This is a genomic window from Methylobacterium sp. AC433, assembly GCF_979253015.1.
The window spans coordinates 440,001-452,743 of record NZ_CEEDBN010000002.1; the positions used below are offsets into that span (position 1 = coordinate 440,001).

Here is a 12,743-nt window from a genome sequence, read left to right on the forward strand (position 1 = left end):
GGGCTCATCCCGGAAGCCGCTCGAAGAACCGCGCGATCTCGGCGGCTGCCCGATCCGGATCCTCCCGATGCGGGAAGTGGCCGACGCCCTTCAGTTCGGCGAGGTCGAGATCCGAGAAGGTCTCGCCGAGGCGGTCGGTCCAGGCGAAGGGGAACAGCGGGTCGGAATCGCCCCAGCGGATGCAGGTCGGGACGGTGACCGGCGGCAGGCGCGGGGCCTCGCCCCGGATCATGGCGAGACGTCCGGCCTGCGCGCTGACATACCAGTTGAAGCCGCCCTGCAGGTTGCCCGGAGCCAGGAAGTTGTCGACGAAGGCCTCCAGCGCGTCGTCGAAGGCGGCCGGGTTGTCGCCGGCCCAGTGGCGCAGGAAGTGGCCGATATAGAGCCGGCAGCCCTCGCGCGAGGCGCCGACCTGCGCCGCCGCGAACGGCTTGACGTGGTAGGATTGGTACCAGATCTCGGCCAGCATCTCGGGGGCGGCGAGGCGCGGGCCGATGCCCGGATAGGGGCAGTCGAAGGCGAAGAGCCCGCTCAACCGCTCCGGTACCGTCCGCCCGAGGACTTGGAGCACGTAGGCTCCGACATCGTGGCCGACGATGCCGACCCGGGCCAGGCCGAGGGCATCCAGCAGTGCGACGACGTCGGCGGCATGGACGTCGGCGCCGGCGGCGTCGGAGGGCCGAAGGTCGGGCTTCTCGCTGGCGCCGAAGCCGCGCAGGTCCGGTGCGATCAGTTCGAAGCGGTCGGCGAGGCGCCGCATCACCGGCTCCCAGGTCAGCCAGAATTCCGGCCAGCCGTGCAGCAGCACCAGGGGGCGGCCGCGCCCGAGCCGCGCCACGTGGAGCGCGACGCCATTGGCCGTGATCGTGTCGTGCCGGATCGCCGAATCGTCCATCGGGTTTGGTCCCTGCCGGCGCCCGATCGGCGCCTCCGGCGGTTCAACGCCGGCGCAGGGCGGTGACGTTCCCCGAGACCGTCGCGGCCGCGCCGGCCTTCAACTCGCGCCAGAGGAAGCGGGCCGGATCGACGGGGGAGGGCGGCACGAGGCGCCCGGGCGGGATCGGCGAGAAGCCGAAGCGCCCGTAATAGGGCGCGTCCCCGATGAGGATGACGAGGCCGTGGCCGGCGGCGGCCGCCGCGTCGAGGCAGGCCGTCATCAGGGCGGCGCCGATGCCGCGGCCCTCGAAGCTCGGATCGACGGTGAGCGGTCCGAGCACCAGCAGCGGTCCGCCGGCCTCGGCCGGCCCCACCCGCACCGACCCCACGAGGTAGGTCGCCACCAGGGCGGTGAAGCAGAGCTCGGCCACCGGCACCGTGCCCTCGCGCAGGCGATAGGCGGTGCGGGCGAAGCGGCCCGGGCCGAAGGCGCGGGCATGGAGCCGCTCGATGGCCTCGGCATCGCCCGCGTGCTCGTGGCGGATGACCAGGGGAAGGGCGGTCACGTCGCCCGGGCCGAGAAGTCGATGCGCGGGTCGATCCAGGTGTAGATCAGGTCGGAGAGCAGGTTCACCGCCAGCCCGAGCAGGGAGAAGATGTACAGGGTCGCGAACACCACGGGGTAGTCGCGCCCGACGATGGAGGTGAAGGACAGGAGCCCGAGCCCATCGAGGGAAAAGATCGTCTCGATCAGCAGCGATCCGGTGAAGAAGGCCGAGATGAAGGCCGCCGGAAAGCCCGCGATGACGATCAGCATGGCGTTGCGGAAGACGTGGCCGTAGAGCACCCGGCGCTCGGAGAGGCCCTTCATCCGGGCCGTGAGCACGTATTGCTTGCGGATCTCGTCGAGGAAGGAATTCTTCGTCAGCAGCGTCGAGGTCGCGAAGGCGCCGAGGACCAGGGCCGCCAGCGGCAGGGTCATGTGCCAGGCATAGTCGACGACCTTGCCCCAGAGGCTGAGGGATTCGAAGTTCTCGCTGGTCAGGCCCCGGATCGGGAAGATCTGCACGAAGGAGCCGCCGGCGAACAGGATGATCAGCGCGATGCCGAACAGGAAGCTCGGGATCGCGTAGCCGATGATGACCACGGTCGAGGTCCAGAGATCGAAGCGCGAGCCGTCATGCACCGCCTTGCGGATGCCCAGCGGAATCGAGATCGCGTAGGAGATCAGCGTCATCCAGAGGCCGAGCGAGATCGACACCGGCAGCCGCTCGCGGATCAACTGCAGGACGGAAACGTCGCGAAAATAGCTGTTGCCGAAATCGAACCGGACGTAGTCCCAGATCATCTTGGCGAAGCGCTCGGGGGCCGGCTTGTCGAAGCCGAACTGCTGCTCGAGCTTCTTGATGAAGGCGGGGTCGAGGCCCTGCGCTCCGCGGTAGCGGGCATTGGCCTCCCCGCCGCCTCCGCTGCGTGCGGCGCCGCCGAGGTCGCCGGCCCCGCCGGTCACCCGCGACAGGCTGCCCTCGTTCTGGCCCTGGAGCTGCGCCAGCACCCGTTCCACGGGGCCGCCGGGGGCGAACTGCACGATGACGAAGGTGATCAGCATGATCCCGAAGATCGTCGGGACCATGAGCGCGATGCGGCGCAGGATATAGCCGAGCACGGGTGTCCCTCAGGTTCGGCCGATGCGCCGCGCCTTGGCGGCATCGTACCACCAGACGCTCGGCACACCGAGATCGTAGGTCGGCCCCCTGGCCGGGCGGCCATAGACGTCCCAGAGGGCCAGCCGGTGATCGGCCTTGTACCACATGGGCACCCAGTAGCGGCCGGCCCGCAGGACCCGGTCGAGGGCGCGCGCCGCGTGGACCATGTCGGTGCGGGACGTGGCCTCGGTCACCTTCTCGATCAGCGCGTCGATGGCGGGGCTCGCGATGCCCGCGAGGTTGTTCGAGCCGGGCGTGCCGGCGCTGCGGGAGCCGTAGGCCTCGCGCAGTTCCGGGCCGGGCGTGAGGCCGCTGCCGAAGCGGCGGGCGGTGAGGTCGAAGTCGAAGTCCTTGACCCGGGCCTGGTACTGCGAGGGATCGACCAGCCGGATGCTGGCGCGGATGCCGATCAGCCCAAGGTTGCGGATGAAGGGCTGCGTCACCGGCTGGAACACCGGGTCGTTGTCGAGGAACTCGATCTCCAGCGGCTTGCCGGAGGGGAGCCGGACGACGCCGCCGTCGCGGGTGCAGCCGGCCTCGCGGAGCAGGGCCACGGCGCGGCTGAGCAGGGCGCGGTCCTGGCCCGAGCCGTCGGAACTCGGCGGGCTCCAGGCCTCGCCGAAGACCTCCGCCGGCAGGTCGCCGCGCATGGGGTCGAGGAGGGCGAGCTCCTCCGGCGCGGGACGGCCCATGGCCTTCAGGTCCGAATTCTCGAAGTAGGAGGCCGTGCGGATATAGGCGCCGTACATCAGGTTGGCGTTCGACCAGTCGAAGTCGAAGCACAGGCCGATCGCCTCGCGCAACCGGGGATCGCGGAAGGCCTCGCGCCGGGTGTTCATCCACCAGCCCTGGGTGCCGGAGGGACGGGCATCGGGCACCACCTCCTTGCGGACGCGGCCCTCCTGCACGGCGGGGAAGTCGTAGCCCGTGGCCCAGACCCGCGCGGTGAACTCCTCGCGGAAGGTGAAGGCGCCGCCCTTGAAGGCCTCGAACGCCACCTGGCGATCACGGAAATACTCGTACCGGATGGCGTCGAAGTTGTTCTGGCCGACATTCACCGGCAGCTCGGCGCCCCAGTAATCCTTCACCCGCTCCAGCTCGATGAAGCGGCCCGCCTCCAGGCGCCCGACCTGGTAGGGACCGGAGCCGAGGGGCGGCTCCAGGGAGGAGGCCTCGAATTCGTGCTTGGCGTAGTAGGCGGCCGAGAACACCGGCAGGCTCGCCACGAAGAGGGGCAGGTCGCGGCTGCGGCCGGGCGCGAAGCGCAGGGTCACCGTGGCGTCGTCCTCGGCCACCGCCTCGGTCAGGTCGCGCATCACCTGCGAGATCTCGGTGTGGCCCTTTTCCTTGAGGAGGCGCATCGACGCCGCCACGTCGTGGGCGGTGAGGCGCGAGCCGTCGTGGAAGCGGGCCTGCGGCCGCAGGCCGAAGCGGTAGGACAGCCCATCCTCGGAGATCTCGACCGAGCGGGCGAGGAGGCCGTAGAGCGCGTCCGGCTCGTCGAGGGCGCGCACCATCAGCGAGTCGAAGGTCAGGTTCATGCCGGCGGCGCCGTCGCCGCGCAGGACGTAGATGTTCAGGGTGTTGAAGGTGTCGGAAGCCTGGTTGCCCAGGGTGGAGGCGAGCTGCGCCGAGAAGCGACCGCCCCGCGGCGCATCCGGATTGACGTAGTCGAAGTTCGGGAAGTCGGGCGGGTACTTCAGGTCCCCGAAGCTCGACAGGCCGTGGCTGCTGCGGGCCGCCGCCCGGGCGGGGGCGGCCAGGACCAGGGTCGCACCGAGAGCGCCGGCGCCGGCGACGACGGCGCGCCGGGTCGGGCCGGCGCTCAACGCGGCGCTCCGGTCTTGGCGGCCAGGGTCTCGTCGTACCACCAGGTCGTGGGGAAGCCCGAGCTGCCGTATTTCGGCAGCGTCTCCGGGTGCCCGAAGCGGTTCCAGCGCAGGGTGCGCGAGACGTTCGAGCCCCATTGCGGCACGACGAAGTCGTGGGCCAGAAGCACCCGGTCGAGGGCGTGCGTCGCCGCCAGCACGCCGGGGCGGTCCTTGGCGAAGATCACCTTCTCGATCAGGGCGTCGATGGCCGGATCCTTGATGCCGATGAGGTTGCGCGAGCCGGCCTTGTCGGCCGAGGCCGAGCCCCAGTACTCGCGCTGCTCGTTGCCCGGCGAGAGGGATTCCGGCCACGAGCTCGTGGTGATGTCGAAGTCGAAGGCCCGCAGGCGGTTCTGGTACTGGGCCTGGTCGATGACGCGCAGGGAGCTGTTGATGCCGATGAGCTTCAACTGCGCCGCGTAGGGCAGCACCACCCGCTCGAACACGCTCTGGAATTCGAGGAACTCGACGGTGAGGGGCTCGCCGCTCTTCACGTCGGTCATCTGGCCGTTGCGCAGCTCGTAGCCGGCCTGCTTCAGGAGACCGACGGCCTCGCGCAGGTTGGCGCGCACCGCGTCCGGCGTGCCGTTGACGGGGTTGGTGTAGGGCGTGGTGAAGACGGAAGGAGGGACCTTGTCCTTCACGGCTTCGAGGATCGCCAGCTCGTCGCCCTGCGGCAGCCCGGACGAGGCCAGCTCCGAGCCGAAATAATAGGAATCGATGCGCTTGTAGAGGCCGAAGAACAGCGACCGGTTCATCTCCTCGAAGTTCATCGCCAGGTTGAAGGCCCGGCGCACGCGCGGATCGGCGAACTTCGCCCGGCGGGTGTTGAGGACGAAGGCCTGCATGTTGCCGTTGCCGCGATCGGGGAACTCCTCCTTGATCAGGCGGCCCTCCTTCACGGCGGGAAAATTGTCGTAGGCCGTCGCCCAGTTGCGCGCCACGTTCTCGGCCCGGAAGTCGAACAGGTCGCCCTTCAGCGCCTCGATCAGCACCGTCGCATCGCGGAAATACTCGTTGCGCATCGTGCCGAAGTTGTTGCGGCCGACGTTCGCCGGCAGATCCTTGCCCCAGTAATCCGCCACCCGCTCGTAGGTGGCGCTGCGCCCGGCCTCGAACTTCGCCAGGCGGTAGGGACCCGAGCCGAGGGGGATCTCCAGGGTGGTCTGGGTCACGTCGCGCGGACGCCCCTGCGCGTCCGTGCCGGTCCACCAGTGCTTGGGCAGTACGCGCAACTGGCCGAGGACCTGCGGAAGTTCGCGGTTGCCGGCCTCGGAGAAGGTGAAGGTCACGTCCCGCGGACCCGTGACGGCGGCCTTGGTCACGGTCTGGTAATAGGCCGAGTAGAATGGGCTGTTCGCCTTCAGGACATCGAAGGACCAGACCACGTCCTCGGGCGTCACCGGCCGGCCGTCGTGCCAGCGGGCGCCCTCGCGCAGGCGGTAGGACACCGCCGAGAGGTCGTCGGCGAGGCGCACGCCGTCGGCGAGGAGGCCGTAGGAGGTGAAGGGCTCGTCGGCCGATTCCGTCATGAGGGTATCGTAGATCTGGACGATCCCGCCCTCGAGATCGCCCTTCAGGCCAGACACCACGTAGTTGAAGTTGTCGAAGCCGCCCTGGGCGCCGAGGCGCACGAGGCCACCCTTCGGCGCGTTCGGGTCGGCATAGTCGAAATGCTTGAAGTCGGGGCCGTATTTCGGCGCGCCCATCAGCGTGATCGCGGGCATCCAGGCGCCTTTCGGCGCGGCGGGTTCCGGATCGGGGGCGGCCCGGGCGGGCAGGCCACAGGCCAGGAAGGCGAGGGCGGCGACGAGGCGTCCGATCAGGGCAATTCGCATCACGGGCAGGCGGTCTCCGGATTCCGGGGTCGCGGTTCCGCCGCCGCACCGGCGACGGCAGGCGGGTGTTCTAGGACGGACCAGCCGCGAACGCCAAGCGGGCGCGTGCGCGCAGGAACCTCAACGCGTAGGCCTGCCCTCGGTCCCGACAAACGAAGAAGGCCGGGCGATGCCCGGCCTTCTTCGTTCATGAAAGGACTGTGTCCCCGCCGGAAGTCTGGCTCACTGTTGGGCCGGCTTCTCGGCTGGCTTGGTCGCGGCCGGGGCGGGCGGCGCGGCGGGAGCCGCCTGGACCGGGGTGTCGTCGGTGGGCTTCACCGACGCCGGCTTGTTCGCCTCTTCACCCGCGACGGTGGGCTTGGCGGCCGTGGCCGGGTTGGCGACCTCGGGCTTCTGGTCCTCGGCCGGCTTCGATGCGTTGGCCGGCTTCTGCGTTTCCTCGCGACGCTTTTCGGCCGCCGGCTTCGCGTCGGGCTCGGGCTTGGCATCAGCGGGCTTGGCATCTGCCGGCTTGGCGTCGGCGGGCTTGGCGTCGGCGGGCTTGGCATCCCCGGCCTTGGCGGCGGCCGGCTGGGCCTCGGCCGGCTTGTCGCCTTCGGCCTTCTTCTCCGCCGCCGGCAGCGGGTGCGGGGTGTCGGCGAGGCTGCGCAGGTAGAGGATGACGTCGGCCCGCTCGGTCGGCGAGGTGATGCCCGCGAAGGCCATCTTGGTGCCGGGGACGTAGCCCTTCGGGTTCGCCAGGAAGTGGTCGAGCTCGTCGTAGGTCCAGGTCCCGCCCTTCTCCTTCAGCGCGGCCGAGTACTCGAAGCCGGGCTCGTGGGCGCGCTGGCGGTCGACGACGCCCCAGAGATGCGGGCCGACCTTGTTCGGGCCGCCCTTCTCGAAGCTGTGGCAGGAGGCGCACTTCTTGGCCGCGGACTGGCCCTTGTCGACGGTGGCGCTGGCCAGACGGATCGGCAGAGGCTCGGCCTTCGCCTCGGGGGCGGCGCCACCGGCTGCCTTCGGCTGCGGCTCGGGCAGGGCATAGCCCGCATCGCCCGCGGGCTTGGGATGATAGATCAGCTCGGCGACGAAGCCCGACCCCACGGCGAACAGCAGCGCGCCGAGCGCGGCACCCGCAACCTTGTTCAGCTCGAAAGAGTCCATTCTCGACAACTCCGGTGCGGCCGGCCTGAGGGGGGAGAATTCAGGGCGAAGTCCAGCGCGTACCTGTGCCGGACTTTGGAAACGGTCGAGGGTGCTTAGCCGCTGAAGCCCGACCTTGACAATGGTCCCGTCGCGCTTCGCGTAGTCGCAGAGCGGCGGGTGTCGCCGCCATCCCTCACTTCTTCAGACGCGAGCGGACCGATCCGGTTCCCGCCTGGCGGACAAGTGCCTGGGACCCGAGCCGGCAAGGCCGCGCCCTGGCGCGCATGACAACCCGTGGCGCCGCTGTTAAGCACCTGCCCCAGCCGGAGCAGGGCCCAGACCGATGTCCGATCCCATCGTCCTCATTCCCGCGCGCATGGCCGCGACCCGCCTGCCGAACAAGCCGATGGCCGATCTCGCCGGGGAGCCGATGATCGTGCACGTCTGGCGCCGGGCCGTGGAGGCCGGCATCGGGCCGGTCGTGGTGGCCACGGACACGCCGGCCATCATCGAGACGATCGAGGCCGTCGGCGGCCTCGCGGTGCTGACGCGGGCCGATCATCCCTCCGGCTCGGATCGCCTGGCGGAGGCCCTGGAGATCATCGATCCGCAGGGCAACCACGACGTCGTGGTCAACGTCCAGGGCGACCTGCCGACCATCGACCCGGGCATCATCGGCGCCGCGATCCTGCCCCTGGCCGACCGCACGGTCGACATCGCCACCCTCTGCGCCGTCATCACCGAGGAGTCGGAGCGGCGCGACCCCAACGTGGTCAAGCTGGTCGGCCACGCGGTGGGCACCCGCCGCCTGCGCGCGCTCTACTTCACCCGCGCCGAGGCGCCCTGGGGCGAGGGGCCGCTCTACCATCACATCGGCCTCTACGCCTATCGCCGGAAGGCGCTGGCCCGCTTCATGGCCCTGCCTCCCGGTGAACTCGAGACCCGCGAGAAGCTGGAGCAGCTCCGGGCGCTCGAGGCCGGGATGCGCATCGACGCCATCGTCGTCGACGACCTGCCGCTGGGCGTCGACACCCCCGCCGACCTGGAGCGCGCCCGCGCCATCCTGTCGGCCCGCCGCCTGAACTGAAGCGCCTCGGAAAGACCAGCCCGCCATGCCCCAGCACATCGTCTCCTACCAGGGCGAGCCCGGCGCGAACTCCCACATCATCTGCGCCCAGGCCTACCCGGACTGGACGCCGCTGCCGTGCCCGACCTTCGAGGACGCCTTCGCGGCCGTGAAGGAAGGCCGCGCCACGCGAGCGATGATCCCGATCGAGAACTCGATCGCGGGCCGGGTGGCGGACATCCACCACCTGATCCCGACCTCGGGCCTGCACATCGTGGCCGAGCACTTCCTGCCGATCCATTTCCAGCTGATGGTCCTGCCCGGCACCCCGGTCGAACAGATCCGGACGGTGCACAGTCACGTCCACGCCCTCGGGCAGTGCCGCAAGATCATCCGACGCCTCGGCGTCCGCCCGATCGTCGCCGGCGACACCGCCGGCGCGGCCCGCGAGGTGGCGGAGGCGGGCGATCCCACCCGGGGTGCCCTGGCCCCCGCCCTGGCCGCGGAGGTCTACGGCCTCGACATCCTGGAGCGCGACGTCGAGGACGAGAGCCACAACACCACCCGCTTCGTGGTGTTCTCGCCCGAGCCCGAGCCGGTCTCGCCCGAGACCGGTCCGTTGGTGACCAGCTTCGTCTTTCGGGTCCGCAACATCCCGGCTGCCCTCTACAAGGCGCTGGGCGGCTTCGCCACGAACGGCGTCAACATGTCGAAACTCGAGAGCTACATGGTCGACGGCCAGTTCGTCGCGACCCAGTTCTATGCCGAGGTGGACGGCCATCCGGAGGAGCCCGGCCTCGCCCGGGCGCTCGCCGAACTCGGCTACTTCTCGCGGGAATTGCGGATCATCGGCACCTACCCGGCCCATCCCTACCGGGAGGCGAGCCGCATCGCGGCAGAGTAGGGCGGGCCCCACCGCCGGGCGCGTCCCGGCGGCGACGGCATCGCCAGTAGCGTCCGCGCCGCCGAGCGCCGGATCCGACGCCTGCGATGCCGCCTCCGCCCGAATCCGCCGGGCGCGGGTCGGTGCGCCGTGGGCGTAGGGCCGCATCTCGACAACCTGCACGATTATTCACGGCGTCGGCTCGGGTCTCCCGCCGACACCGGCTCACACGTCCCAAACCACATTTCATTCCCTGGTATATTGCATACAACGAATTTTGGTGCATGCTGGCGGCATCGGTGCGAACAATCCGATCAAGAAGGAATTCGGGATGGAACGTCAGGACTCACCGTCCGCCAAATGGTGGCAACTCGCCTTCGGCGTGCTGTGCATGGCGATGATCGCCAATCTCCAGTACGGGTGGACGCTCTTCGTCGACCCGATCGATGCCAAGTTTCACTGGGGTCGTGCGGCGATCCAGTTCGCGTTCACTATCTTCGTCGCCACCGAAACCTGGCTGGTCCCGGTCGAGGCCTGGTTCGTCGACCGCTACGGCCCGCGTATCGTGGTCTGCTTCGGCGGCATCATGATCGCCCTGGCGTGGTTCCTGAACGCCCATGCCGACTCCCTCTTTCTTCTCTACGCGGCGGCCGTCATCGGCGGCATCGGCGCCGGATCGGTCTACGGAACCTGCGTCGGCAACGCCCTGAAGTGGTTCCCCCACCGGCGCGGCCTCGCCGCCGGCGCCACCGCGGCCGGCTTCGGTGCCGGTGCGGCCGTCACGGTGGTGCCGATCGCCAAGATGATCGCCACCAGCGGCTACCAGGACGCCTTCCTGTATTTCGGCCTCGGCCAGGGTGCCATCGTGGTCCTGCTGTCGTTCTTCCTGCGCAAGCCGTCCCTGGCGGTGCCGGTCCAGCGCAAGACCCTTCGTCTGCCCCAGGCCAAGGTCGACCGCACGCCGCGCGAGGTGGTGCGCACCCCCGTCTTCTGGCTGATGTACGTGATCTTCGTCATGGTGGCCTCGGGCGGCCTGATGGCGGCGGCGCAGATCGCGCCGATCGCCCACGACTTCAAGGTCGCGGACGTCCCCGTCAGCCTGTTCGGTCTGCAGATGGCGGCGCTCACCTTCGCGATCTCCCTCGACCGCATCTTCGACGGCTTCGGGCGCCCGTTCTTCGGTTACATCTCGGACAACATCGGGCGCGAGAACACGATGTTCATCGCCTTCTCCATCGCCGCCCTGGCGATCATCACCCTGCTGACCTACGGCACCAATCCGCTGGTCTTCGTCTTCGCCACGGCGGTGTATTTCGGCGTCTTCGGCGAGATCTACTCCCTGTTCCCGGCGACCTGCGGCGACACCTTCGGCTCGAAGTTCGCCACAACCAATGCCGGCCTGCTCTACACCGCCAAGGGAACGGCCTCGTTCCTGGTGCCGATCGCCAGCGTCATCTCGGCCAAGTACGGCTGGTCGGCGGTGTTCTCGATCATCATCGGGCTCAACGTCGTGGCGGCGATCCTGGCGATGTTCGTGCTCAAGCCCCTGCGCCTGCGCTTCCTCACCGATGACAGCGTGGCGGCTCCGGTGGCGGCGCGGCCGGTCCAGGCGGCCTGAGGCCGCAACCGCACCTGCGACCCACGCCATCGGAACTTGTCGGCTGGCCCGTCGATCTCTCTCATGATGGGCCGGCCTCAGGAATCGAACCACCCGACGAGCGGGACCGGCGCCGATCGATCGACTCAACGGCCCGGCTGATTTCGAGGTTGTCCATGAACATCGCGGCGGTGCTCACGCTTCAGACGGTTCCGTTCGCCGGCATCGTCCTGGCAGGTCGAGACGACCGGGATCTCTTCGCCGTGGTGTATCTCGGCGCGGTCGGATTGATCCTGACCCTGATCATCCTCACCGGTGAAAGTCCCAGTTACGTATCGTCCTTCGCGACCGACATCGAAAGTCTATCGATGAACTGATTGGTGCGCTGCGAAGGCTGGGCTGCTCGGGGCGATCATGTGCAGTCACCTGTCCAACAAGCCGTGCATGATTGCGATTCGAGAGATGCGGTCAGGTCGGGCTCGGCACCGGATCGGTCGCTCAGGGCGTCGAGGTTTGCATCCGCCGCATGAGTGGTGTGTAGAATTTGGTATACCAGTGAAAATGGTGCGGTGCCATATAGGGCTCAACGCAACCGCCCTGGAACACCTCCGATGATCGCTCTCCTCGTTGTCGCCGCCGCCGCCCTGAACGTGTCGCTGGTCTTCGTGGCCGCCAACGTCCTGACCCCGAAGAACGGTCCGCTTTCCAATTCCGGCCGCTTCATCGTCAGCAACGAGAATGCCCCGTCGAAGGTCCGCCTCGCCGCCTGAGGCGATCCCGGCGGGCGCTCCCGCCCAGGACGTCGTCTCGGACAAACCCGCCCGGCTCGGCCGCGGCGGGTTTTTTCGTGCCCGGCTATTCGCGCTTGATGATCCGGTCCACCACGAGGTCGGACCAGAAGCCGGGGCGGAACGAGCGCTTGAGCGCCTCGGGGTCGTACTCGGTCTCGACCCAGGTCAGGAAGTCGATGCCCCGAGCCTCGCCGTCCCGGCGGTAGAGGGCGAAGAACGCATCGAGGATCCCGGTCTTGGCGAACCGGAAATGGCCGTAGCGGGCCGAGAGCTGGCCCATGGCCTCCGCGACGGGCAGGCCCTCGTGCAGGATGAGGTAGAGCGCCGCCGCGAGCCCGGCGCGGTCGGCGCCCGATTTGCAGTGCATCATCGCCGGGTACTCGACCCCGTCGAAGAACGCCTTGGCCGCCAGGATGGTCTCGCGCGAGGGCGCCTCCCGCGAGCGCAGGACGAATTCCACGAGCGTCAGGCCCTGGCGCTCGCAGGCCTCGCGCTGGAGGGGCCACGAGCCGTGCTCGCGCCCGCCCCGGAGGGAGATCACGGTTCGGACCCCCTGGCGCTTGAACCAGGCCAGCTGATGGGGCGTCGGCTGGGCCGAGCGCCAGAGCTTGCCCGCGCCGATCCGGTGCCGGTTCAGGTAGGCGAGGCGGAACACGCCGTGATCCACCAGCAGCATGTTCGCCCAGGCCTTGGCCCGCGAGACCGGGCCGGCGATCGGGCGCTCGAAGCGCGCGATCCGCGCCATGCGCCGGGCGTAGCGGGTCTCGTACGAGAGGAAGCGGTTGAACACGGGTGCGGCGGAACCGGTGGGGCGGGGATCGGGAGGGTGCTGATCTACCAGCGCGCGGCGGCCGCGGCAAACACGCTTTGGCGTGCGGGGAGCAACCGGCATCGGCCTTGCGTTGCCGAAGGTCGCCTTGTCTTCGCCCGGATCGTCACCTCCGATGCGGTGATCGACACCGATAGCGAACCGTCCATCGTCTTCAT

Annotated in this window: 12 protein-coding genes; 5 read left to right on the plus strand and 7 right to left on the minus strand. The window is 69.2% G+C overall.

Features of this window, described 5'->3' with window-relative positions; translation table 11 throughout:
- Positions 1 to 4 precede the first annotated feature (4 nt).
- From AC0IWM_RS05570 to AC0IWM_RS05595, 6 genes are all read right to left on the minus strand, one after another.
- Positions 5 to 895, minus strand: coding sequence for an alpha/beta fold hydrolase (locus AC0IWM_RS05570; RefSeq protein WP_471753440.1), 891 nt, complete (start codon positions 893 to 895; stop codon positions 5 to 7).
- A 43-nt stretch (positions 896 to 938) separates the two neighbouring features.
- Positions 939 to 1,442 (minus strand): GNAT family N-acetyltransferase, encoded by a 504-nt coding sequence (locus AC0IWM_RS05575; RefSeq protein ID WP_471753441.1) that lies wholly within the window; start codon positions 1,440 to 1,442, stop codon positions 939 to 941.
- Positions 1,439 to 2,542 carry a microcin C ABC transporter permease YejB gene (locus AC0IWM_RS05580; RefSeq protein ID WP_056212538.1) on the minus strand — a complete coding sequence of 368 codons (1,104 nt, stop codon included), beginning with the start codon at positions 2,540 to 2,542 and terminating at the stop codon, positions 1,439 to 1,441. The genes AC0IWM_RS05575 and AC0IWM_RS05580 overlap by 4 nt, the downstream gene beginning before the upstream one ends.
- 9 nt (positions 2,543 to 2,551) lie before the next feature.
- Positions 2,552 to 4,411: an extracellular solute-binding protein gene (locus AC0IWM_RS05585; protein ID WP_471753442.1), complete on the minus strand. Its 1,860-nt coding sequence runs from the start codon at positions 4,409 to 4,411 to the stop codon at positions 2,552 to 2,554.
- Positions 4,408 to 6,291, minus strand: a complete 1,884-nt coding sequence (locus tag AC0IWM_RS05590; protein WP_471753522.1) for an extracellular solute-binding protein — start codon at positions 6,289 to 6,291, stop codon at positions 4,408 to 4,410. Before AC0IWM_RS05590 ends, AC0IWM_RS05585 begins: the two co-directional genes overlap by 4 nt.
- A gap of 222 nt (positions 6,292 to 6,513) precedes the next feature.
- A complete protein-coding gene (locus AC0IWM_RS05595) occupies positions 6,514 to 7,437 on the minus strand; it encodes a c-type cytochrome (protein ID WP_471753443.1) in 924 nt (307 codons plus the stop codon).
- 325 nt (positions 7,438 to 7,762) lie between these two features.
- Between AC0IWM_RS05595 and AC0IWM_RS05600 the strand changes: the two genes are divergently transcribed.
- From AC0IWM_RS05600 to AC0IWM_RS05620, 5 genes are all read left to right on the plus strand, one after another.
- Complete coding sequence (locus AC0IWM_RS05600; protein WP_056466985.1) at positions 7,763 to 8,506, plus strand: 3-deoxy-manno-octulosonate cytidylyltransferase; 744 nt, start codon at positions 7,763 to 7,765, stop codon at positions 8,504 to 8,506.
- A gap of 25 nt (positions 8,507 to 8,531) precedes the next feature.
- A complete protein-coding gene (locus tag AC0IWM_RS05605) occupies positions 8,532 to 9,389 on the plus strand; it encodes a prephenate dehydratase (protein ID WP_471753444.1) in 858 nt (285 codons plus the stop codon).
- A gap of 310 nt (positions 9,390 to 9,699) precedes the next feature.
- Complete coding sequence (gene oxlT, locus AC0IWM_RS05610; RefSeq protein ID WP_471753445.1) at positions 9,700 to 10,986, plus strand: oxalate/formate MFS antiporter; 1,287 nt, start codon at positions 9,700 to 9,702, stop codon at positions 10,984 to 10,986.
- A gap of 155 nt (positions 10,987 to 11,141) precedes the next feature.
- Positions 11,142 to 11,342, plus strand: coding sequence for a hypothetical protein (locus AC0IWM_RS05615; protein WP_471753446.1), 201 nt, complete (start codon positions 11,142 to 11,144; stop codon positions 11,340 to 11,342).
- 234 nt (positions 11,343 to 11,576) lie between these two features.
- A complete protein-coding gene (locus AC0IWM_RS05620; RefSeq protein WP_471753447.1) occupies positions 11,577 to 11,735 on the plus strand; it encodes a hypothetical protein in 159 nt (52 codons plus the stop codon).
- An 85-nt stretch (positions 11,736 to 11,820) separates the two neighbouring features.
- Here AC0IWM_RS05620 and AC0IWM_RS05625 read toward each other — a convergent pair whose 3' ends face one another.
- The gene (locus AC0IWM_RS05625; RefSeq protein ID WP_471753448.1) at positions 11,821 to 12,546 is read right to left on the minus strand and encodes a fused DSP-PTPase phosphatase/NAD kinase-like protein; all 726 of its coding nucleotides are present in this window, start codon (positions 12,544 to 12,546) and stop codon (positions 11,821 to 11,823) included.
- Positions 12,547 to 12,743 lie beyond the last annotated feature (197 nt).

What these genes read in the sequence shown, in the direction of transcription:
- AC0IWM_RS05570 (WP_471753440.1), bottom strand. Translation starts at nt 895, where the DNA reads ATGGACGATTCGGCGATCCGGCACGACACGATCACGGCCAATGGCGTC.
- AC0IWM_RS05590 (WP_471753522.1), bottom strand. Translation starts at nt 6,291, where the DNA reads ATGCGAATTGCCCTGATCGGACGCCTCGTCGCCGCCCTCGCCTTCCTG.
- AC0IWM_RS05595 (WP_471753443.1), bottom strand. Translation starts at nt 7,437, where the DNA reads ATGGACTCTTTCGAGCTGAACAAGGTTGCGGGTGCCGCGCTCGGCGCG.
- AC0IWM_RS05600 (WP_056466985.1), top strand. Translation starts at nt 7,763, where the DNA reads ATGTCCGATCCCATCGTCCTCATTCCCGCGCGCATGGCCGCGACCCGC.
- AC0IWM_RS05605 (WP_471753444.1), top strand. Translation starts at nt 8,532, where the DNA reads ATGCCCCAGCACATCGTCTCCTACCAGGGCGAGCCCGGCGCGAACTCC.
- oxlT (WP_471753445.1), top strand. Translation starts at nt 9,700, where the DNA reads ATGGAACGTCAGGACTCACCGTCCGCCAAATGGTGGCAACTCGCCTTC.
- AC0IWM_RS05615 (WP_471753446.1), top strand. Translation starts at nt 11,142, where the DNA reads ATGAACATCGCGGCGGTGCTCACGCTTCAGACGGTTCCGTTCGCCGGC.
- AC0IWM_RS05620 (WP_471753447.1), top strand. Translation starts at nt 11,577, where the DNA reads ATGATCGCTCTCCTCGTTGTCGCCGCCGCCGCCCTGAACGTGTCGCTG.